Genomic DNA, 22669 nt, shown 5'->3' with positions numbered 1-22669 from the left:
ATGGATTTAAAATTTTGCATACAGGTTGATACCATAAGAGCGGCGGGTAGGCAGTGAACCATATTCAAAACCCTGGCCATTGCTGTTGTTGTAGCTGGACTGAGGGTCGATGTTTGGTACATCTTTACTTAAGATGAACAGGTTGCGCGCTACGAGTGACACCGTCAGATCGCGGATCATAGTTTTGCGCAGAATGCTTTTAGGGAGATGATAATCCAGTGTGATCTGACGCACTTTCACGAAGGAAGCATCATAGATAAACGCTTCAGGGATATTGTCTGTAATACGTGTCCAGTATACCTGCGGGCTTACAAAGCCGGATGCTGATTTATATTTTTTATTACCATTTCCGTCTACTCCATCTTCCTGTACACCGGTTACGAAAATACCGCCAGTTGGTTTCCAGTTGGCAGGCTCAACACCGGCAGCCACTCTTTCTTTTTCAGACTGGGTCCAGCTTTCGCGGCCTTCCAGGGTTCCTTTCTGCCGGCCGTTGGCATAAGCACGCAGGTTAGTCATGGAGTAGATATGTCCACCATGTCTGACATCCAGCAACACAGACAATGCAAAGTTTTTATAAGCAAAACGATTGTTGATACCACCAATCCATTTGAACTGGCCGTTACCCAGACGGGTATCTTCGGCTTCATAACGGGGCAGCAGCTTATCATCCAGCACCACCGTGCCTTTATCATCTCTCAGGAACTTACGTCCTACAATAATTCCATACTCCTCTCCTTCCTGGGCCACAATGGAGGCATTAGCCCAACGTGCAGATGCCAGGGTATAATAACCGGAAACCATCGGGCTTAACTCCAGGATCTTGTTTACGTTGCGGGCCCAGGTAATGTTCATATCCCAGTTGAAATTTTTGGATACGATGGGTTTGATGCCCAATGCTACTTCCACACCTTTGTTCTGCACATTGCCTGAGTTGATGGCGGCCGTAGTATAGCCACTGGCAGAAGTAATGGTAGGGAACAACACCTGATCTCTTGTATTGGATTTGTAGAAGGTAACATCCATGTTTACCCTGTTATGCAACATCACCAGATTGATACCTGCTTCGTAAGACTTGCTGATACTGGGTTTCAGTCCTTCGAAAGGAACCCTGTCCACAGCTACGCCGCCGATAGAATAACCTCCCACCATCGGAATATTGGGGTTGTTGGCATAGGTTATTTTCAACTGATAGGGATCAACTGCATCCGTACCGGTTTGCGCCACGGATAAACGGATTTTACCGAAGTTCAGCAGTTCATTCTGCGGCATCAGTTCGGAGAACACAAAGCTGGCAGATACGGAGGGATAAAAGAAGGAGTTTTTTCCAGTGGCCAGCGTAGAAGACCAGTCATTACGACCTGTCAGGTCCAGGTACAGATAGTTTTTGTAAGCCACACTCAGCGCGCCATACACAGAATTGATCCGTTTGCGGTTGACGGTTTCTTCGCTGAGTTTTGTCCTGAAGTTGTTGATGCTTTTAATACCTCTGACACTGATATCTCTTCCTCTGGTATCGAGTACATTTTCTTCATAGTCCATGCGGTTTGTACCCAGGTTGGCGTTTATCTGAAAATCCTTTACCTGTTTGCTGAAAGTCAGCAACAGTTCGGAATTGGTTTCCCGCAAGGTGCGGTCTTTCAGGGCAATCGCTCCTGTGGTGTTAAAGGGTGAGGAAAATTCTGTAAACTCCCGAAAGCTGAATTTCGAATAATCGGTACCGGTGCGGCCCTGTACGCTCAGGTATGGGGTGAGCTGGTATTTCAGCATCGCGAAACCGGTAAGTCTGTCCTGTTTACTGTTGTTGGGCTGTTCGTTTAATGCCCAGTAGGGGTTTACCTGATAGGGTTCATTATTCCAGTCTATGTAATCACCGGTCTTGGGGTCTTTGTATTCTTTAAGCCAGTCTATGGAGATGTTGGGGGCAATACCGCTCAATACATAACCGATGTTATTCGGGTTATCGGACAAAGCCGGGCGGTTATTAACTTTTTCACTGAGATAAGCCACCTTGGCATCGATGCTCAGTTTATCGGTCAGCTTCGAAGTGCCTCTGATGGCGAAGTTATGGCGATCCAGTCCACTGGCCGGTACAATGTCTTTGTTGTGCAGATTGGTATAAGTAAAACGCAGCTGGCTTTTATCATTACCGGTAGCCATGGCGATGGAGTTGGACAGTGTCAGGCCTTCGCGGAAAAATTTCTGGATAGGATTAACAGCTTTTACGTAGGGCACCCTGTTACCATTCCACAGCCATGTTGTACTGTCGGCGCTCAGTTTGGGGCCCCAGCTGGATTGTGTGTAGGTGCGGGCGGTGGCAGCATCACGGGGCAGCTGTCCCGCACGGCCGGAGCCATATTCTTCCTGGAAATCGTAGCTGTTATTGAGTTTCTCCAGCACAGCGTTGGAAGTTACTTCTACTTCCAGCCCTTTGTTATTTCCTTTTTTGGTGGTGATGAGGATAACGCCATTGGATGCTCTGCTGCCGTATAATGCAGTAGCAGCACCACCTTTCAGCACCGACATGGTTTCTATTTCATCGGGGTTGATAATGCTGGTACCATCGCCCAGATCGTAACCACCGTATTTATCGGCCTGTCCGGGTGAGGAGTTGTTGATAGGCACTCCATCAATCACATACAATGGCTGGTTATCGCCACCCACTACTTTTACACCGCGCAGGGTCACTTTTACAGAAGCGCCTACACCGCTGTTGGTCATGTTTACATCGAGGCCGGCCACTCTTCCTGCTAAAGAGGCCACGGGATTGTTTTCCCTGGCTTTGGTAAAATCAGAACCTTTTACATCGGTATAAGCATAACCCAGCGAACGCTGCTGGCGGCCTATGCCCAGTGCTGTCACCACTACGGTGTTCATTTCAGCAATACGGCGGACCAGCTGTACATCAGCGGATTTGTTGCCCCTGACTGTATTCACAGCAGTTTCATAACCGATAAAAGCTACCTGATAAGTACCTCCTTCCGGAGCAGACAAAGTGAAAGAACCATCTTCGCCGGATACCACTGATTTACCCGTTTCCCGGGAAGTGATCACCGCACCAGGTAATGCTTCTCCGGTCTGTTTGTCCATGATACGGCCTTTGAGCTGGATCAGCGGGCCTTGTACTTTCGGCAGCTGTTTGATCACCACATGTGTACCCATAGCTTTGATCTGAAAGCTGCTCGCTGGAAACAATACTTTGAGGATGTTTTCCAGTTGGGTATTTTTTTCTTTAAAGGAGAAGTTACCACGCCCGTTCACAACTTCATTGGGATAAGCAAATGAAACACTGAGCTGCTTTTCAATCAGGGTCAGGATTTCAGGCACAGGTTTGTCGGTAACTTCGAGGGATACCCGCTTCGTCAGTACAGAGGATTTGTCTTGCGCGAACGCGCGGGCACAGGTTAAAACGATCATAATGACCGTACAGATAAATTTAACTTTTTTCATGCTACTACGCATTTGATTTTAGTTGATACATATACAGTAACAGACAGCCGCTGGCAATTACCTTTTCTGCAGAAAAGATATCATATGGAAATTACAGGCATAACAAGCTCACAGGCCAATGGCCAGGCATTACAGGTTAGCCGGTAATATAAAATTATGATCAGAATGTTGTGATGTAGGTATGCTACTTCATCTTTCTCAGTACAAACTCCGCCGCGGAAATATGGTCTGCTTTCAGGTCAAGCATTTCCCTGATTACTCCCAAAGCTTCTTCAAGCGTTATATTTTTAAATCGTGCCGTTATATTTTCATCTAACATGGTCGTATCTGCAACGCTTATCCTCACATGATAAAAGGAAGACAGTGTATTCAATACCGTAATCAGCGGCTGGTTGTTAAAACTCAGGTCATTATTAGCCCATCCACAGCGGTATTCAAAGGCCCCTTCCATCGTCTCCACCTTACCGGTATAACCATCTACTTTTCCCATAGTCGCCGGCGTTAGTATCACTCCTTCTCCTCCTGTTGCAGCACTCAGTTTCACCTTTCCGTCCCATACGGCTACATCTGTATAATCGGTAGAGGTTTTAACGTTAAAGGAGGTGCCCAGTACTTCTACCGCCGCATTGGCAGCGTTTACAACAAAACGTTGTTGCTCATTTTGTACGATATCGAAAAATGCTTCACCGCTTTGTAGTTCCACCGCCCGGTCCCGGAAGTTTTTATGATAGTGCAGGATACTGCCCGGTTTCATAAAAACAACGGAACCATCCGGCAGTCGCAGGCTGTCTTTAAAGTTGCCTTGCGCAATATAGGTGACCACTTCCTTTCCCTGTTGTTCATTTATCCACCACCATCCTGCCAGGATTGTCAGCGGCAGCAATACAGCGGCCACTTTCCACCAGTGGCGGCGGAAGATGGTTGGCATCGGCTGTTTACGTGCTACAGTCGCCAGTTGCAGGTTGTCCCATCCGGTTGCCACGTCAAAATCATGCTCCGGCAGCGCTGCTGTTGTTTTCCACAGCCGGCTGTAATCCGCCAGCAGGGCCGCATGCGTTTCATCTTCCAGCAACCAGTCTTTCAACTGTTGCTGTTTCGCTGCATTGTCTGGTTCAGACAAACAGGCTATGATGAACGCTGGTACTTCCTCTTTTTTCATGGCTGTATACTATTATGACAATTGAGAAATGATAAACTTTGATGTCAGCGTAATTTTTTTTTCGGCAGCAGGGTATCACGCAGAGAACTGAGTGCCACCGACAGCTGATAATAGACTGTATTAAGCGTAATACCCAGTTTTTCCGCTATTTCGGCCGGTTCCAGGCCCTGCACCCTGCTCAGGATAAAGATCTCCCGGCAACGGGGCGCCAATGGCGCCAGGTGGTTTAACAGCTCCTGCTGAAACAGGATATAATCTGCGATCTCATAAAAGGAAGCGGTATCTGATTCAAAACGTAGTAATTCTTCACTGACAGTACGGGAACGGCGCTTTAATTCATTGATGGACATATTGGTAATGGCGCGGAACAGGTAATGTCGTACCTCTCCGGTAATCGTGAGGGTATTCCCTTTTTCCCAGAGGTGTACAAACAGATTATGTACCATATCTTTTGCCAGCCCTTCATCCTGTACCCAACGGAAGGCGAGCAGATAGAGTTCCCTGCTGTAGGTATTGTACAGGTGATGGAATACATCTTTATCCTGGTTACGCAAGCCCTCATTGATCTGGGCAGCGGAGACAGTCCGGTTGTGTTGCGTCATTTTTTAAGCATAGGGTTGTAATGCTGCGCGTCAGCAATGCTACAAAGTACAAAGTATTTTTAATTGACGAAAAAGGGAAATGGTTATTTCCGGCAGATGAGCTGATAAGCGCCAGGGGTGATGCCTTCAGTGTTTTTAAAGAGACGGACGAAATAGTTGGTATCATTGAATCCGCATTGCATGCCCACCTGACTTACGGTATATCTGTTGTCTGCCAGCAGCTGTTTGGCCAGTTTGATCCGCTCGCGGTTAATATATTCAAGTGGGGTGATGCCAAACTGCTCTTTAAACCATTTGAAGAATATGTTGCGGCTCAGGTAAGCTTTTTTACAGAGCGTATCTACCGCGATTTTTTCTGTGAGATGTTCGTGGATATAATGCAATACAAAATGCAGGCGGCTGTTGTTGCTGTCTACTGCGCTCTCTTCCTCAATTACCTGCAGATGCTGGCTTTGTAAGATACGAATCAACAGCTCTTTCATGTTAAGGTCTGCATAGATGTCTTTGCTCAGGTCTGCGCTGTGACAAATGCGTACCAGCTTGTTGATGACATCCGTGATATTTTCATCATTCTCAAAATGATATTTGTGAAACTGCAGGCGCCATTCATTTTTTTCGGTAGGCTCACTGTTGTAATGATCATTCAGATATTGCAGGGTATTACGGATATACATATCATCTACTGTGAGTGCAATGCACTGGGTAGGGTTGTCTGGTGTTGCTTCCGGAAAATCGATGATCATAGCTCCATTGGCGGGAACAATCACTGATTCACCAGGATAATATTCAAATGCCGGCCGGTCGGGCAGATGCATCACTTTTTTACCTCTTATCATACTGGTGATCACAAAATCACCAAAAGACAATGGTACTTTATACGCTTGCTGATAACTCTCAAAGATATTCAGCTCGCAGTTTTTCAGGTTATAGATACGCCTGTTCTCTACCAGCTGTTGCAAACACCTGGGATGGGTAAAATCTATATGGTCCACATAATTTTTTACCGGCATAACCATCACTTTTTACGAATATCAATTTACTGAATTTCCACGCAGAAAATAAAAGATAGGTACGATTGTGCTATAGATAAGTACGAAAATCTGCTATCAACCCCGTTATGTTTAGCAAATTAGCATTATAGCGCCACAGCAGCCACAGGCAGTACAGCGCGCAGTATTTCCTCATCAAAAAAGTCCGTTATGAAAAGTACAGCAACAGCTGGTATTCCTGACCCTCATATAGCAGAACGGCCGGAATTCAAAGCCAGATATGAACATTATATCGGTGGTCAATGGGTGAAACCAGACAGCGGTGAATATTTTGATAATATATCTCCTATTGACGGTAAAGTATTTACCCAGGCCGCCCGGGGCAATGCCCGGGATATAGAAAAAGCGATCGATGCAGCCCATCAGGCCTTTGCCAGCTGGAGCAAAACAGCTGCCACCTATCGCAGTAATATCCTGCTTCGGATTGCCCAGGTGATTGAAGACAACCTCGACTACCTCGCTATCATAGAAACGATCGACAACGGGAAGGCTCTCCGCGAAACCCGTGCCGCCGACATCCCACTGGTAATAGACCATTTCCGTTATTTTGCCGGCGTTATCCGCAGCGAGGAAGGCAGCATCAGCGAACATGATGAGCATACCGTATGCATCAATCTGCACGAACCTATCGGCGTAGTAGGACAGATCATCCCATGGAACTTTCCCCTGCTGATGGGCGCCTGGAAAATAGCGCCAGCCCTGGCTGCAGGATGCTGTGTAGTAGTAAAACCGGCAGAACAGACACCTACCAGCATCATGTGCCTCATGGAGCTTATAGGCGACCTGCTGCCCGCAGGCGTACTCAATATCGTAACCGGTTTCGGACCGGAAGCTGGTAAACCACTGGCATCCTCACCCCGCATACAGAAAGTGGCCTTTACCGGTGAAACCACCACCGGCCGCCTCATCATGCAGTATGCTTCCGAAAACCTCATCCCGGTTACGATGGAACTCGGTGGCAAAAGCCCTAACATCTTCTTTGAATCAGTAGCCGATGCAGATGATGAATTTTTCGACAAAGCCGTGGAAGGTGCAGTGATGTTTGCACTCAACCAGGGCGAAGTATGTACCTGTCCGAGCCGTATCCTCGTCCATGAAAAAATTTACGACGTATTCATGGATAAAGTGATACAACGTACCCAAGCCATTAAAATGGGACACCCGCTGGATGCCACCGTCATGATGGGCGCACAGGCATCAGAAGATCAATACAACAAAATCCTCAGCTACCTGGAGATCGGTAAAAAGGAAGGTGCCCAGGTGCTCTGCGGCGGAGATGCTTTCCATCAGAACAGCGGGCTGGAACACGGTTATTACATACAGCCTACCCTTTTCAAAGGCCATAACAAAATGAGGATCTTCCAGGAAGAAATCTTTGGCCCTGTAAGCTGTGTGACTACCTTCCGCACCACCCAGGAAGCAATAGACATCGCCAACGATACCTTATATGGCCTCGGCGCCGGCGTATGGACGCGCGATGCCCACGAGCTGTACCAGGTGCCACGGGCTATCCAGGCAGGACGCGTATGGGTCAACTGCTACCATGCCTACCCCGCTCACGCCCCCTTTGGCGGCTATAAAAAATCGGGCTTCGGCAGAGAAAATCACAAAATGATGCTCAGCCACTACCGCCAGACCAAAAACATGCTCATTTCCTACAGCAAAGTAAAGCTGGGCTTTTTCTAAACCACCGCCAATTATGAGTGTAGCACGCGTAATCGCCACAGCGCAGGCTGTTGCACTGATCAACAGATTAAAAAACGACCACGGGCCGCTGATGTTCCACCAAAGCGGCGGTTGTTGCGATGGAAGCCAGCCTATGTGCTTCAGCGCAGGTGAATTTATTACCGGCAGCAGTGATGTATGCCTCGGAGAAGTAGAAGGCTGCCGGTTTTATATGCACCGCGATCAGTTTGAATACTGGAAACATACCCGGCTAATACTGGACGTCACACCCGGAAGAGGTAGCAGCTTCTCGCTGGAAATACCACTAGGCGTGAGATTCTATATCAGGTCGGAAGTTTTTACCACCGCTGAATTAAATGATCTTGAGCCTGTAGCGTAGTATAAAAAACGAAACGGGCCGCTATGTTTTACAACATAGCGGCCCGCTTTTTATAATCTTTTGAAATGATACTATCAAATTAAAGGCTTGTTTAACAACCCACAAAAAATAGTCACCTCTTTCACAATTTTTTCAATATCTCTTTTATCATTGGCTGCCTAAATACCCACCCCATAACTCACCTTAACTTTATCCATTACCACATGTGTATAAAAGTGTTTGAGGTTGGGATTATCCATGAGGTGCTTTTTCGAAAATTCTTCAAAATGTTTCATGTCTGTTGTATTAATTATTAAGACAAAATCGTAGGTACCGGTAACATAATAACAATGTGCCACTTCAATACAATTTTTCATGGCTGCTTTAAATTTATCAATTGCCTTGGAACTACCTTCATGTAATACCACATCAACCACACAGGTAATACCGATTCCCACCGCTGCGGGTGAAATAATTGAAACATCCGCTTCAATTACCTTTTCATTTCGCAGCCGGGTAATCCTTCTTTGAACAGCACTCTGGCTAAGATTTACTTTGCTGCTTAGCTCTTCCGTAGTAAATTTATTGTTTTGCTGGAGTAGCCTTAGTAGCTCTTTATCGTACTTATCAAGTGGTTGCATAATTTACCCATTTGTTGTACAAACATAAATGAAATTAGTCGCTGATAAATTAATAACGCAAAAATTATGCGCTGCAACGCCGGTAATTTTGCTTTTAAAATTATTAACGTATGATAGTTTCAGACAACCAGATACTACTGCCTACTGGTAGTGTATTTACAGAGGCAGAAGTTAAGCAGTTCCGAAATGAAACGACCGGAACTAAAAATGTTATTCATTTGAATAATGCAGGCGCCGGTTTAATGCCAGATGTGGTTACACAGGCACAACTCGACCATATAAAATTAGAATCGGAAATAGGCGGATATGAAGCATCTGCATTAAGGTCCGCCGTGATAAAAGCATTTTATGAGCAGGCAGCTTTATTATTCAATTGCAAGCCCGCAAATATTGCTTTTACGGCAAGTGCAACAGATTCCTATACGAGAGCTTTATCCTCTGTTCCATTTAAGGCGGGAGATGTAATACTGACAGATTGTGATGATTTTGTGTCTAATCAGATTCAGTTTTTGTCTTTACAAAAAAGGTTAGGCGTCAAAATAATTCACATCAATAATGCAGCTATTGGCGGGGTTGATTTAAATGACTTAAAAGATAAATTGTACAAGCACCTCCCTAAATTATTGGCGATAACACATATCCCTACTAACTCCGGCTTGGTGCAACCAGTAAATGAAATTGCGAACATTTATGAGGAATACCTAAATATTTATCCTGATAAAACCTGGTATATTTTAGATGCCTGCCAAAGTGCAGGGCAAATGAAACTGGATGTGCAAAAATTGAAATGTGACTTTTTAAGTGTTACTTGTAGAAAATTTTTAAGAGGTCCCCGCGGCACAGGTGCATTGTATATTTCGGATAAGGCATTACATACCGGCCTGGAGCCATTATTCATTGATATGAGAGGTGCAGAGTGGACAACAAAAGATACTTACAAACAACAGCCGGATGCAAAGCGGTATGAAGATTGGGAGTTTGCCTACTCTACTGTAATAGGGACAAAAGCTGCTATAGAATATTGCAGAACTATTGGTGAAGAAAAAATCTGGCAGCAGGTCAAATTACTTTCAGGCATTATCCGTGAAAAACTGGCAGCCATAGACCGGATATCAGTATTAGACAAAGGGCCGGAGCAAGGCGGGCTGGTTACATTTAATGTTAAAGATTCGGGCCCGGTTCATATTGTAAATGAACTATTAAAAAGAAAAATAAATGTAGTAGCCAGTTACAGGGCTTTTGGTATAATTGATTTTGATGAAAAAGGGGTAGAATGGGCTGTCAGGGCTTCGCCACATTATTACAACACCTTAGATGAGATTGATGCATTTATTGAAAGTGTAAAAGAAATAATCAGGTAAACACTGAGCCGCAGAAGTGAATTAAAAACACGATGAATAAAATAATATTTGAAACGGAGAGGCTATTGATCAGAGAGATTGAAGTGACTGATTTTGACAACTTGTTTAGCATTTGTAGCAATGAAGAACTAATGCAATTCGTTGGCGATGGCATCCTGTCAAAAGAACTGACTCAGAAATGGATAGAAGTATCCATTGAAAACTATGCCAGTAAGGGTTTTGGAATGTCGGCTGTTATACACAAATCAAATAACCTGTTTATTGGGTATTGCGGAATAGTATTTTCAAAAGCCATCAATGATTACGAACTCATTTACGCCATTAAAAAAGAATATTGGGGTAAAGGACTGGCTACCGAAGTGGCGGCCAGGATGGTTCAATATGGCTTTGAAAAACTGAAGTTTAAAACCATCTATGCTTCTATTGACCCCGCCAACATTGCATCGGAGAAGATATTATTAAAAATCGGGTTCAGGGAAATTTATACAAAGCATGATGAAGCCGGCTATCCCACTATTTATTATTCAAGAACTGATGAAGTAATTATTTAGCAAGAGTCCCGTAATTGAAACTACGGGACTCTTTTTTACATTACTTATCCTGATGTTGATTTTTTTTGAGTTCGTTGACCTGTTTTTGTAAATCGATGATGTACAAAGTCAGCTCTTCTACTTTCTGCAACAGTTTCCGGTTCATTTCTCCCACATCAATGCCATTTTCCTGTACTTCCGCAGCAGAAGGGATTTCAGGCAGATGTTGATTTTCCTTGATATAGTTTTCAAGTGTTGCCAGTGACGGTAATTTATAGCCATGATGAAAAACAAAATCCGGCCAGCTAGCTTGTGATTTTACTTTGATTCTTTCGGCAATCATACTACCGACAACGGCTAAACGATATCCTTGTGCATTATTCGTACCAATACCAACACTACCATTAACAGAAAGTGTGTTATTGCCTGCATCGGTATAGCCTCCCAGTGCCAGATTGCCATTACCGTCAATAACCACGGCTTGTGGATACACATTAACTCCTGTGGACTTTGCAATCTTCAGCCTTCCACGGCAACAGTTATTGGAGTTATCCACATCAGGATATTCCCATAACTCCATAGAATTGGGATACACGCCAAAGCCACCGCCAACTGATGCCGTTTGCCATTTCCACCCATAAGAATTACCACTTGCCCCTCTGTTGTAAATAGTCAGGCCACTAAGGTACGGTGTGGTATTATTACCCGGATCATTTAATACAACCAACTCCGATGCTACTATATTGCCCGCTACCTGTAACTTGGCAGTAGGTGCAGGAATACCGATACCCACATTTCCGTTTTGTAAAAAATAAGTATCATTGATCATAAAATACTGGGTGCTATAGCTTTTCCATACGAGATTGGAAAAAGCATCCTGCCGGGCTTCCCAGTGCCCATCTTGTCCGTAAAACACCAGTGGATTATCCTGAAATTTCAGCGGCCCGTTCTGGGCGGTTACAGTCATGCGGGACAGGGTACAGATAACAATAAATAACACAATTCTTTTCATAGATATATTTTTGAAAATTGTTGGTGATTCCGGGGCAGCTTACAAACACAATAGGATCTTCAGGATATACCACTAAACACTACAGGGATAATTTCTTTTGCTACAGTTAACATTTTTTTTCTTCTACCACTGTAAGGGATATACGTAATTGGTGCAAAAGATAGATATTTTTCAGGATTACCAGGTTAACATAGAATTACTAGATTACTACAGTACTAAAACTAAAAAAACCGCTATAAAAGCGGTTTTAATTTTGTTGCCTGACCTGGATTCGAACCAAGACAAACAGAGTCAGAGTCTGTCGTACTACCGTTATACTATCAGGCATTGTCAATTCAGGAACGCGAAGGTAGAACATTTCCCATAACTAACAAATTTTTTAGCAAAAATTTTTTCTTCGCTAAAAATTGAACTCCCTCGGCTGCAGATTCACCCTGAAACCAACAGTATAAAAGAAAGTACTGGTATTAGGCTGCCCCTGTACATTGTATGTCCGGTAAGTGCTATTCAGATCTATAAACATATTTTCGAATATCTCCCAGGAGACGCTTAATGCGGCAGTTGTGCTTTTAACCGGCGTACCACTACCGATGAAAAAACCGTAATCCCTGGGCCTGGTTTCATAACCACGGGAAACATCACCTCCGAAGTTAACCCCGGCAGAGTCCAGCCCCTGCAAATGGTACATCAGCTTGCCTGTGAGGTACAAGTGCGGAAGAGGCTGGTACCGGGCGATACCAATAAACTCTTTCAGATTGGCCCCCAGCGGGTGTGCCAGCGGCTGCCGATAATGGGTCAGATTAGTGGTACTATCGAAATTGGTGTAGGTATACGGACGGATATAATTCACTTCCGCCTGGACATCCAGATTATGAACAAAGAAAGCATCAATATATTTAGCACCCAGCTGGAATGCCTGTTTATTGACGTAACTACCACGACTGTAATGGAACACTTCCTTTGTCACAAACTCGTTGATGAGCAGCTGTCCGTATAACTGTACTGAAGAAGTAACGTTTGATTTGAAATCAAAGCCTACATTGGCTTTACCAGCGGCCCCCAACTGCTGCTCTACCGAACGGTAGAAAATCACAGGGTTCAGGTAACTGAGTTGCAGACCGTTCTTACCATCTTCCATCACATTTTCATAGAAGCCCAGGTTCAACCATTTCGCCACCTGCAGACTTAAATGGTGTATCATCATATAGTTGCGGGGGTGCATCGCGCGGCCATCTGAACCATAGGGAGGAAAAGGAGCAATGGTTTGTGCAAAGATATTTTCGTAGTCAAACTTCCAGATGCGGGTACTGATACGGAGATAAAGGTAATTACTGCTGAAATCACTAAGAAACAGACTGCGGAAACCATTACCGATAAAGAGTTTATCATAGGCAAACTGAATATCAAAATATTTGGCAAGGTTAAAGGAGATTCCACCACGGGCATCAAAATAATCATAACCACTTGTACGATATGGCTTATAAAAGCCCTCTCCGGGCACCGCACCATTGTGGGCCACAAAATCACGTACATAAGCCGGGTCCTTTTCCTGGTTGTCGGTCAGGATACTATAAAAGCCTACTTTGTTGGCTATATTTCCTCTCAGCATAATGCCACGCGTGTTCGTATAGATATTACCGGTACCATCGTTGGCCCTACCGAATTGCAGGTTCAGTAGCGGATCGATGGCCAGTTTGAAGTTACTGGTACTAACCGCATAAAGGTTGGCCGGCGTTTTATAAAACACGCCAAACACGGGTTTCACCCGGAATGAATCGGCATATGCCGGCGCCCACTCCCAGTTGTCCATTATCAGCCGACGGATATTATACCGGTCGGTGGAAGATAACGGAAACGGCAATACGCCTCTTTTATCCAATGAATCAATATACAACACCCGCTCTGTCATTTTGCGGCGGTCATATGGTTTCACGGTGGTAAATCCCAGCAGGGTATCATGCCGCGTACGGATGTCCAGCCGCTCCAGCAACTGGTATTGTTTGTTTCCGAGACTAATATAATCAGACTGGCCCATAGCAGGCAATGACAACAGGATTACCGTTATCATGGTAATCCAGGAAGAAGGGTGTTTCATGATCATATAAACCGAAGATACCCCCTTGTTGTTCAAATATTTATTAGAAAAGGATTAAAAAAAACAGTCGCATTATTTAAGTAAATTGCCCCATGCGATTACCTGTTCTGCTCATTACCCTGCTGTTGACCTTTTCCGGTGCAATGGCACAGGAAGTGAAAGATAATACCACCGTCAAACCCGTTGTTCTGGGCAATGTGTCTTCCGACAAGATCACTGAAGCTTCCGGTATTGCTTCCAGCACCACCCTGCCCGGATACTACTGGACCCACAACGACAGCGGTAATAAAGCAGAAGCCTTCCTGCTCGACAGTCAGGCCAACCTCGTTTGCACCGTCAAACTAAAAGACGTCACCAACCGCGACATGGAAGATATCGCAGAAGGCATAGGCCCCACCAAAGGCAAACATTACGTATATGTGGCCGATATCGGTGATAATGCAGGTGTTCGCAAACATATCCGCATCTATCGCTTCGAAGAGCCCACCACCGTTCCCGGCAAACACCTCTCCGTTACTCCCGATGTGCTCTCCCTTCAGTATCCCAATGGCCCCAGGGATGCAGAAACCCTGATGATCGATCCTATCGGCAAAAAAATATATATCGTCAGCAAAAGAGAAAGAATGGTCAGCCTCTACAAAACCGACCAGCTCTTCTTCAAAGACGGCGATAAAACCGGCCTCGAAAAACTGATCACCCTCCCCTACACCTGGGTCACCGCCGGCGACATCTCCAAAGACGGACATCATATCGTGATCAAAACCCTCACTGATATCTATTACTGGCACCGCGATACCAACGAAACCGTAGAACAGGCCATGGCCAAACCGGCCCGCCAGCTCCCCTATGTGATAGAAAAACAGGGCGAAGGTATTACCATCACTCCCGGCAATAACGGCTATGTCACCATCAGCGAAGGAAAAGACGCTCCGGTATACTTCTACAAATGGAAATTTTAACCCCCAAAACTACCAACATTAACCGTACCTGAAATACCATTTCAGTTCCGTGGCTTATACTTGTATACACAGCAAAATAGCGTATCTGGCTGTGTTGCCCTGTAATGATTGCCCTCAAAAAAACAAGCGTTCCTGTAGGAGGAACAGCTTGCGAAAAACCATTATAATATGCCAGCTTTCAAGTCTACCACTATTCATTTGCATGTACGGGGAGCACCCCTGCATTTTCTGATGCCCCATAACGACTTACCCCGAACGGACAAGATACTTACAGACCTCAAATAACTATTCACTCAACAATCTCTGTTATCTCATGCAAAAGAAAGCTATTATCATTGGCGCAGGGCCTGCTGGCCTTACCGCTGCCTATGAACTACTCCAGCGCACTGATATAATACCGGTAATACTGGAAAAAAGCACAGATATAGGTGGCATCTCCAAAACAGTCAACTATAAAGGTAACCGTATCGATATCGGAGGCCATCGCTTCTTCTCCAAATCAGACCGCGTGATGGACTGGTGGATGACCGTGATGCCACTCGACAAAGAGGCTGCTGAAATATTCACCATCAGCTACCAACAGAAAACAAGAGAAATAAAAGTCCCTAAAAAAGAAACAGCGACTGACACCCTCGTGGCCGAAAATCCAGACCTCATCATGCTGGTCAGGAAACGCCTCTCCCGGATCTACTTCCTGAAAAAATTCTTTACCTATCCCATTCAGCTTTCGATAGACACGTTGCGCAAACTCGGTATCATGACCACCATCAAAATCATGATCTCCTATCTGTACGCCCAACTCTTCCCCAGGAAAAATGAAAAAACCCTGGAAGACTTTATGATCAACCGCTTTGGGAAAACATTATATCTGCTCTTCTTTAAACATTATACTGAAAAAGTGTGGGGCGTTCCCTGCAATGAAATATCCGCCGAATGGGGCGCACAGCGCATCAAAGGCATCTCTATTGGTAAAGCCATCGCCCATGCGGCCAAATCAGCCTGGAATGCCAGCAAACCCAAAGACATCAAACAAAAAAATGTTGAAACAAGTCTCATAGAACAATTCCTCTATCCCAAACACGGCCCCGGCCAACTCTGGGAAGAAGTGGCCCGTCAGGTTACTGCACAAGGCGCCACCATCCTCATGCAACACGATGTAACCAGTATCATCGCCACCGGCGACCGTATCACCGCCATCGAAGCAGTAGACAGAACCACCGGCGAAAAAACCCTGCTCGAAGGAGACTACTTCTTCTCCACCATGCCCGTACAGGAACTGGTGGCCGGCCTCAAAACCGATGTACCCGCCAGCGTCAGGGAAGTAGCAGCCGGACTCTTATACCGCGACTTCATCACCATCGGTATACTGCTCAAAAACCTCAGCTTCGAAAACGCAAAAACAAAAACCCATACCCCCATCACCCTCCAGGACACCTGGATCTATATCCAGGAAAAAGATGTGAAAGTAGGCCGCCTCCAGCTCTTCAACAACTGGAGCCCCTACATGGTGAAAGATCCTGATACCACCTGGGTAGGCATGGAATACTTCTGTAATAAAGGAGATGATTTCTGGGCACTGAGTGATACCGAAATCAGGGAAACAGCCATACACGAACTCTGTAAAATAGGGCTCGCAAGAAAAGAAGATGTACTCGATGCTACCGTGCTCCGGATGGAAAAAACCTATCCCGCCTACTTCGGCACCTACAACCGGTTCGACGAAATACGCAACTATCTGGACTCCTTCGGTAACCTCTTCCTCGTTGGACGCAACGGTATGCATAAATACAACAACTCAGACCACTCCATGCTTACCGCTATGGTAGCTGTAGACAACATCGCTGCCGGTATTACCACCAAAAACAATATCTGGTCTATCAATACCGAACAGGAATACCACGAAGAGAAAAAATAATCACGAAATACGGATTACGAATTTTTAAGTGCGAAGATCTAAGCGAGACATCAAAATCGCTCAGATCTTCGCACTTAAAAATTCGTAATTCTAAAAGTATCCCTATATTTATCATAACATCAACCAGAACACAGAGCCATAATACAGCCTATTTCACTTGGAGAAAACGTATTTAAATAGTGAACCGGATTTACTCCTATTAGTATCTCAAGGCGATGAAGCCGCCTTTGCCCGGCTTTTTCATGCTTACCATCAGCGACTGGGCGCTTTTGTATTTCAGCTTACCGGCTCCATCACCATGGCCGAAGAAATCGTACAGGAAGTATTTATCAGAATATGGGAAAAAAAAGAGAAACTAAGTCAGGTCCATCACTTTCATCCCTATCTCTATATGGTGGCCAAGAATTACACTTTCTCCTTTCTGAAAAAACTGGGCCGCGAACTGGAACATAAACAACAATGGGAACTGACACTCTCCGCCAGCACCGACAATCCTTATGAAGAAAGCACTGATGCCTGTTTCCGCCGGATCATTGACCAGGCGGTGGCCGAACTGCCGGCCCAACGGCAAAAGGTTTATCTGCTCAGTCGCGACGAAGGTTTAAGACAGGCCGAAATAGCAGAGCGGATGGCTATTTCCCGGGAAACAGTCAAAAAACATATGGTACTCGCCCTGCGTGCCATCCGCAGCTATGCACTCACCCACCCCGAAAGCAACCTTTTGTTCTTTTTCCTGCTGCTCAAATAATTTTTTTTAAAACTGATTACCTCTTTTTACCCCCTGCTGCTGTCTATATAGGTAGATGACCTTTGCTGATGGACAATAACAGATTAAAATACCTGTTAAGCCGCTATGCCAGCCATACCGCTACCGCCACCGAACTGGAGGAACTGAAAACATTCCTGAAAACGGAAGATCAGGATGTCCGGTTGGAATGGATGATAGAAGAAGCATGGATGCAGTCGGCCGAAGCAGAAGAAAATGTATTCGACACCCAGTCGGATGCTATCCTTGCACGTATCCTGCCCGAACGAGCCGAAAGGCGTCCTGTTGCTAAAACGTTTTATTTCAAATCATGGGCTGCCGCCGTGCTCCTGCTGATAGCTGTCGGCGCCGCTTTACTTTGGAAAAAACGGTCATATCATCCCCCCATCACCACCCGGCATAACATTATCCAGCCAGGCACAGACAAAGCCATCCTCACCCTGGCCAACGGTGCCAGCATCGAACTGGACAGCAGTATGAACGGGCAGATCGCGCAGCAAGGCCCCGTAAGCCTGCAAACCAACGCCGGCCAACTGATCTATAAACCACAAAATACCTCCGCCAGCACCACCATCAGCTGGAATACCCTCAGCACACCCAAAGGCGGACAATACAGCCTCGTACTACCCGATGGCTCACGGGTATGGCTAAACGCCGCTTCTTCCCTCAGATATCCCACCGCATTCACAGGGCCTAAAAGAACTGTCACCCTCACCGGGGAAGCCTATTTTGAAGTACAACCCAATTCCGCCCAGCCATTTTTTGTAACAGCCGGAAATACAGAAGTGGCCGTACTAGGCACCAACTTCAATATCATGGCCTACAACAATGAAAAAAGTATCAGCACAACCCTGCTGCAAGGATCCGTCAGGGTAAGCCAGCAGGCCGTCAACCATATACTCAAACCAGGACAACAGTCACGTAGCAACGAAAACGGGACCATGGAAGTCATCGACAATGCCGACACAAACCTCGCCATTGCCTGGAAAAATGGCTTCATCTCCTTCAAAAGCGCCGATATCCGTACCATCATGCGACAGATAGAAAGATGGTATAATATTGAGGTCGTTTTTAAGGGAGAAATTCCCACCAGAACATTCACCGGAGACATTCCCAGATCAGCCGACTTGTCTGCACTGTTACGCCTGCTCGAAATCAGCAGAATACATTTTAAACTGGAAAATGAACAACTGATTGTAATGCAATAATCAACTTTAGCATCATCATTTTATTACAGCCAAAATCAAAAACGAAAACATGCACAAAGGTCCCTAACAACCTGCTACTGTTCCGGCATAAAAAAACCAGGAGCGATCTCACCCGCCCCTGGCCAAATGTCTGAGTCAGTATGACACATCTCCGTATCAAACTATTCTAAACTCAAACTTCCCAAATGTATGAAATATCATTGTCATGCAAAGGCCTCCCGCGTGCCTGGGCTACTCTCAACTATTCTTGATCGCTCACTCGTCCGCCGAAAATCAGGTGTCCATCTGACAATCAAAAAAAGATTGATTATGCAACTCAAAATAGTAACACTGTTACTGACAGTCGCCTGCTTGCAAATCAGTGCCAGGTCTATGTCCCAGCAGATCACACTTTCCCGCAAACATGCACCGCTGCTGAGCGTCTTCGAAGACATCAGAAAACAGTCAGGGTACAACTTCTGGTATGAAGACATGTTGCTGAAAAAAAGCAGACCGGTGGATATACACATCGAAAATGCTTCACTCGAACAAGCACTGTCTGTATTGTTCAAAGAACAACCTTTCAGCTATGAGATCATCGGTAAAGTGATCGCATTGAAAGAAAAAGAAAACAAAGCTGAAAAACTCAGCTCACTGCCCGCTATAACGGAGCAGGATAAACGAAAAATCACCGGTACTGTAAAAGACAGCACCGGCGCCCCTGTGCCAGGTGCTACCTATCTGGTAAAAGGCACCAAAATCGGTGGCGCTACCGATGCCTCCGGCCGCTTCAGTATCGAAGCGCCGCAAGGCAACGTGGTACTGGTGTTTTCCTCTATCGGCTTCCAGCCCACCAGCGTTACTGTAGGTAGCTCCAACACTGTCTCCGTGATTATGCAGGCTGCTTCCAACGGCCTCAATGAAATGGTGGTGACAGCCCTCGGTATCAAACGCCCCAAAGGCACACTGGGCTATGCTATCAGCACCATCAAAGGAGAAGAACTCACTAAAGCCGGTGCTACCATGAACCCATTCCTCGCCCTCTACGGTAAAGCTGCCGGCGTAGGTGTGAACATGGGCGCCGCCGGTCCGCAGGGAGGTATCAAAATTAATATCCGCGGCGCCGCCAGTATGAACCCCGATCAGAACATCCGTCCGATGTTCGTAGTAGACGGTGTTATCCTCAGCGACCGTAAAACATCCATTGGCGGTACTACAGGCCAGGGCTTCGACTATGGCGCCGGTATCAACGATATCAACCCGGCCGATATCGAATCAATGGTCATCCTCAAAGGCGCGAAAGCAACCGTACTGTATGGCAGTGATGCTGCCAACGGCGTGGTACTCATCACCACCAAAAGCGGCCGTAATACCACCGGCATGGGTATGACAGGTTCTATCCAATACACAGCAGAACAACCGGTATCTTACCTGAAACTGCAAAACCAATATGGCCTCGGTGATAATATTTATGATACCACCTACGCTACTATCAACGGTAAACAAGTCCGTACTATCCCCAACAAACGTTTCAGCTTCGGTCCTAAATTCGACGGCGCTGATGTAATGTTCTATGACAGTGCGATGGTTAAAAACTCACCGCACAACAACAACTTCCTGTCTCTCTTCAAGACCGGACACTCTACCACCGGCAACGTGGCCATCGCCGGCAGCAACGATAAAGGCAGTGTCCGCGCTTCCTATACCAACTACTACTATAAGGATATCAGCGGTGATAACTCCTGGCAGAAAAGAAATACCTTCAGCTTCAATGGTAATATCAAAGCCTCCAACCTCGCCAGCTTCGAAGTTATATCCAACATCTACAACATTACCAGCATGAACCGCCGCGGTTCAAACGATGGTTCCGTCGCATGGGGTCTGCCGCTGGATTACGACTATAACCGTATCTACCCGTTCTATACCGACGAAACCGGTTATAAACGCGATCTTTCCAATGCAGGCGTTCCTACCGCTTTCTCCAACCTCGGCGGCTTCCTCTGGGACCGTTCCCAGAACTCCCTGAAAGATGACAAGGTACATATGATCACCTCTGTCAAAGCTACCCTCAACTTTACCAAACACCTCTTCCTCGTAGGTCAGGCAGGTCTGGACTATGATAATACCACCTATACCACCGAAAAAAGTGTGACCAGAGTATTACCCAGCGTTGCTGGTGGCGGTTTTGGTGTAGCCAAGGAAAATGCTACGGTACAAACCTATCAGGCGCTGTTGAACTACAACCGCTCCTTCATGTCAGACCAACTGCACCTTTTTGCCTATACCGGTGGCGCCTACCGCTTACGTTCCTCTGATTATATCGGTAGCAACGTCGTTGGTGGCCTCAACTTCGCAGACCTCTACTCCTTCAACAATGAAGCCGGTACAGCTTCTGCCGCCAATCTGGATAAGATCAGAAACTTCAGAAGAGGTAACGACGTACTCTATAGCTGGTTAGCTTCTGCCTCTATCTCCTGGAAAAGTGAACTGACCCTGGAAATGCAGGGCCGCATGGACTGGAACTCTACCCTGCCTCCGGCAAATAACAGATATTTCTACCCGGGTGTAGCCCTCAACTGGAACTATACCGAACGTTTCACCGTACCTGGCATGAACAGCGGTACACTGCGCCTGTCATGGGCCGATGTAGGTAATGGTACCAACCGTTACTTCGCCAACAACCTCTACAGCTTCACCCGTCTGTCCGGCACTACTGCGCTCTCTATCACACCGCCCGAAGCCATCCTTCCCGGTGCCCTCAAACCCGAGCGCAAAAGAGAATTCGAAATCGGTATCAACAACTCCTTCTTCAGGAATAACCGCCTGACCATCGACTTCTCTGCGTATAGCAATCACCGTTATAACCAGATCTTTAACCTCCCGATCTCTCCTGCTTCCAGCTCCACAGGGCTGAAAATAAACGTAGGCGACGTGAAGGCATGGGGCCTCGAACTGGGTCTTACCGGTACACCACTCATGGGTAAAAACTACAGATGGGATATCACCCTCAACGCCGCCAGCCAGGGTTCTAAAGTCGTAAAACTCTATCCCGGCGTTGTCAACAACCCCATCTCCAACCTGATCAACGGCTCCGCTGCATCTATCCACGCAGATGAAGGACGCCCCTACGGTGATATTATGATGTACGACTACCTCCGCGACGATGCCGGTAACAAGATTGTCGGCTCCAACGGTATGTATTCACTCAACAACCAGAAAACAATCGCTGCTGGTAACATCATGCCTAAATTTTATGGTGGTATCATCTCCGATTTTAATTACAAAAACTTCAACCTCCGCATAGGTCTCGACTATAAATCTGGCGGTACTATCTTCTCCTATACCAACAACCGCCTTACCGGTGTAGGCCAGCTGGAAAGTACCCTGCAATACAGAGACGAAGCGCATGGCGGCCTCGCCTATTACCTCGATGCCTCCGGCAATCAGGTAGCCTGGCAGCATAACAATCCCGCTCCTGCTGCCTCCCGCGACGGTAAAGTATATCACGACGGTATCATTCTCCCTGGCGTAATGCAGGATGCCAGTGGCAAATCTGTACCCAACACCCAGATGACCAATGCTTCCTCCTACTACATGAGCTATGCCAACGACCTGGCTACCTCTTTCCCGCCAGACCGTTTGTATAAAAACAACTACGTAAAAGTGAGAGAAGTAGCATTGTCATACGAAGTACCACGCAACCTGGTAAAACGTATGAAGCTGCAACGTCTTACTCTGACCGCAGCTGCCCGTAACCTGTTTTACCTCTACAAATCCATTCCTAACATAGATCCGGAAGGTGCACTGGGTGCCGATACCTACGTGGAAAATACCATCTACCCCACACAACGGACCTACTCCTTAGGGCTGAATGTAGCTTTCTAACGATTAAATGGACA

At 46.1% G+C, this 22669-nt stretch carries 16 protein-coding genes and 1 tRNA gene; 9 read left to right on the top strand and 8 right to left on the bottom strand.

Annotated elements, in window-relative coordinates; translation table 11 throughout:
- Positions 1-6: 6 nt before the first annotated feature.
- The 4 genes from DF182_RS18215 to DF182_RS18200 all read right to left on the bottom strand — a co-directional run bounded on the left by DF182_RS18215 (position 7) and on the right by DF182_RS18200 (position 6221).
- Positions 7-3450, bottom strand: coding sequence for a SusC/RagA family TonB-linked outer membrane protein (locus tag DF182_RS18215; protein ID WP_161964178.1), 3444 nt, complete (start codon positions 3448-3450; stop codon positions 7-9).
- 184 nt (positions 3451-3634) lie between these two features.
- The gene (locus DF182_RS18210; protein WP_113617259.1) at positions 3635-4609 is read right to left on the bottom strand and encodes a FecR family protein; all 975 of its coding nucleotides are present in this window, start codon (positions 4607-4609) and stop codon (positions 3635-3637) included.
- Between the two features lie 44 nt (positions 4610-4653).
- Positions 4654-5211, bottom strand: coding sequence for a sigma-70 family RNA polymerase sigma factor (locus DF182_RS18205; RefSeq protein WP_113617258.1), 558 nt, complete (start codon positions 5209-5211; stop codon positions 4654-4656).
- An 83-nt stretch (positions 5212-5294) separates the two neighbouring features.
- Positions 5295-6221, bottom strand: coding sequence for an AraC family transcriptional regulator (locus DF182_RS18200; protein WP_113617257.1), 927 nt, complete (start codon positions 6219-6221; stop codon positions 5295-5297).
- A gap of 189 nt (positions 6222-6410) precedes the next feature.
- On the opposite strand from DF182_RS18200, the gene DF182_RS18195 reads away from it, so the two are divergent.
- Positions 6411-7946, top strand: coding sequence for an aldehyde dehydrogenase family protein (locus tag DF182_RS18195; RefSeq protein ID WP_113617256.1), 1536 nt, complete (start codon positions 6411-6413; stop codon positions 7944-7946).
- Positions 7947-7959: 13 nt separating this feature from the next.
- Positions 7960-8325 carry a DUF779 domain-containing protein gene (locus DF182_RS18190; protein WP_113617255.1) on the top strand — a complete coding sequence of 122 codons (366 nt, stop codon included), beginning with the start codon at positions 7960-7962 and terminating at the stop codon, positions 8323-8325.
- Positions 8326-8483: 158 nt separating this feature from the next.
- Here the strand turns inward: DF182_RS18190 and DF182_RS18185 are convergent, their stop codons facing one another.
- Positions 8484-8945, bottom strand: a complete 462-nt coding sequence (locus DF182_RS18185; protein WP_113617254.1) for an Lrp/AsnC family transcriptional regulator — start codon at positions 8943-8945, stop codon at positions 8484-8486.
- A 110-nt stretch (positions 8946-9055) separates the two neighbouring features.
- Here DF182_RS18185 and DF182_RS18180 point away from each other — a divergent pair, with 110 nt between their 5' ends.
- Positions 9056-10306, top strand: coding sequence for an aminotransferase class V-fold PLP-dependent enzyme (locus DF182_RS18180; RefSeq protein WP_113617253.1), 1251 nt, complete (start codon positions 9056-9058; stop codon positions 10304-10306).
- 32 nt (positions 10307-10338) lie between these two features.
- Positions 10339-10857 carry a GNAT family N-acetyltransferase gene (locus DF182_RS18175; RefSeq protein ID WP_113617252.1) on the top strand — a complete coding sequence of 173 codons (519 nt, stop codon included), beginning with the start codon at positions 10339-10341 and terminating at the stop codon, positions 10855-10857.
- 40 nt (positions 10858-10897) lie between these two features.
- On the opposite strand, the gene DF182_RS18170 is transcribed toward DF182_RS18175, so the two are convergent.
- The 3 genes from DF182_RS18170 to DF182_RS18160 all read right to left on the bottom strand — a co-directional run bounded on the left by DF182_RS18170 (position 10898) and on the right by DF182_RS18160 (position 13949).
- Entirely contained in the window at positions 10898-11848 is a 951-nt protein-coding gene (locus tag DF182_RS18170) for a hypothetical protein (protein ID WP_113617251.1), read from the bottom strand.
- Between the two features lie 256 nt (positions 11849-12104).
- A tRNA-Gln gene (locus DF182_RS18165) sits at positions 12105-12175 on the bottom strand.
- 73 nt (positions 12176-12248) lie between these two features.
- Positions 12249-13949 (bottom strand): hypothetical protein, encoded by a 1701-nt coding sequence (locus DF182_RS18160; protein ID WP_113617250.1) that lies wholly within the window; start codon positions 13947-13949, stop codon positions 12249-12251.
- 86 nt (positions 13950-14035) lie between these two features.
- Between DF182_RS18160 and DF182_RS18155 the strand changes: the two genes are divergently transcribed.
- From DF182_RS18155 to DF182_RS18135, 5 genes are all read left to right on the top strand, one after another.
- Positions 14036-14902 (top strand): hypothetical protein, encoded by an 867-nt coding sequence (locus DF182_RS18155; protein ID WP_113617249.1) that lies wholly within the window; start codon positions 14036-14038, stop codon positions 14900-14902.
- Between the two features lie 238 nt (positions 14903-15140).
- Positions 15141-16817, top strand: a complete 1677-nt coding sequence (locus tag DF182_RS18150) for an NAD(P)/FAD-dependent oxidoreductase (protein ID WP_262511116.1) — start codon at positions 15141-15143, stop codon at positions 16815-16817.
- 157 nt (positions 16818-16974) lie between these two features.
- Positions 16975-17565 (top strand): RNA polymerase sigma-70 factor, encoded by a 591-nt coding sequence (locus DF182_RS18145; protein ID WP_113617247.1) that lies wholly within the window; start codon positions 16975-16977, stop codon positions 17563-17565.
- A 68-nt stretch (positions 17566-17633) separates the two neighbouring features.
- Positions 17634-18791 carry a FecR family protein gene (locus DF182_RS18140; protein ID WP_113617246.1) on the top strand — a complete coding sequence of 386 codons (1158 nt, stop codon included), beginning with the start codon at positions 17634-17636 and terminating at the stop codon, positions 18789-18791.
- Between the two features lie 309 nt (positions 18792-19100).
- Positions 19101-22655, top strand: coding sequence for a SusC/RagA family TonB-linked outer membrane protein (locus tag DF182_RS18135; protein ID WP_161964177.1), 3555 nt, complete (start codon positions 19101-19103; stop codon positions 22653-22655).
- The last annotated feature ends 14 nt before the right edge of the window (positions 22656-22669 follow it).

This window comes from Chitinophaga flava (genome assembly GCF_003308995.1).
Classification (GTDB): domain Bacteria; phylum Bacteroidota; class Bacteroidia; order Chitinophagales; family Chitinophagaceae; genus Chitinophaga; species Chitinophaga flava.
The sequence above is the reverse complement of the archived record's forward strand: the minus strand, read 5'-3'. Positions and strand labels throughout refer to the sequence as shown.

Coding starts and splice junctions, on each gene's coding strand:
- DF182_RS18155 (WP_113617249.1), top strand. CDS start 14,036: ATGCGATTACCTGTTCTGCTCATTACCCTGCTGTTGACCTTTTCCGGT.
- DF182_RS18180 (WP_113617253.1), top strand. CDS start 9,056: ATGATAGTTTCAGACAACCAGATACTACTGCCTACTGGTAGTGTATTT.
- DF182_RS18140 (WP_113617246.1), top strand. CDS start 17,634: ATGGACAATAACAGATTAAAATACCTGTTAAGCCGCTATGCCAGCCAT.
- DF182_RS18195 (WP_113617256.1), top strand. CDS start 6,411: ATGAAAAGTACAGCAACAGCTGGTATTCCTGACCCTCATATAGCAGAA.
- DF182_RS18210 (WP_113617259.1), bottom strand. CDS start 4,609: ATGAAAAAAGAGGAAGTACCAGCGTTCATCATAGCCTGTTTGTCTGAA.
- DF182_RS18185 (WP_113617254.1), bottom strand. CDS start 8,945: ATGCAACCACTTGATAAGTACGATAAAGAGCTACTAAGGCTACTCCAG.
- DF182_RS18190 (WP_113617255.1), top strand. CDS start 7,960: ATGAGTGTAGCACGCGTAATCGCCACAGCGCAGGCTGTTGCACTGATC.
- DF182_RS18215 (WP_161964178.1), bottom strand. CDS start 3,450: ATGAAAAAAGTTAAATTTATCTGTACGGTCATTATGATCGTTTTAACC.
- DF182_RS18205 (WP_113617258.1), bottom strand. CDS start 5,211: ATGACGCAACACAACCGGACTGTCTCCGCTGCCCAGATCAATGAGGGC.
- DF182_RS18160 (WP_113617250.1), bottom strand. CDS start 13,949: ATGATCATGAAACACCCTTCTTCCTGGATTACCATGATAACGGTAATC.
- DF182_RS18170 (WP_113617251.1), bottom strand. CDS start 11,848: ATGAAAAGAATTGTGTTATTTATTGTTATCTGTACCCTGTCCCGCATG.
- DF182_RS18200 (WP_113617257.1), bottom strand. CDS start 6,221: ATGCCGGTAAAAAATTATGTGGACCATATAGATTTTACCCATCCCAGG.
- DF182_RS18135 (WP_161964177.1), top strand. CDS start 19,101: ATGCAACTCAAAATAGTAACACTGTTACTGACAGTCGCCTGCTTGCAA.
- DF182_RS18175 (WP_113617252.1), top strand. CDS start 10,339: ATGAATAAAATAATATTTGAAACGGAGAGGCTATTGATCAGAGAGATT.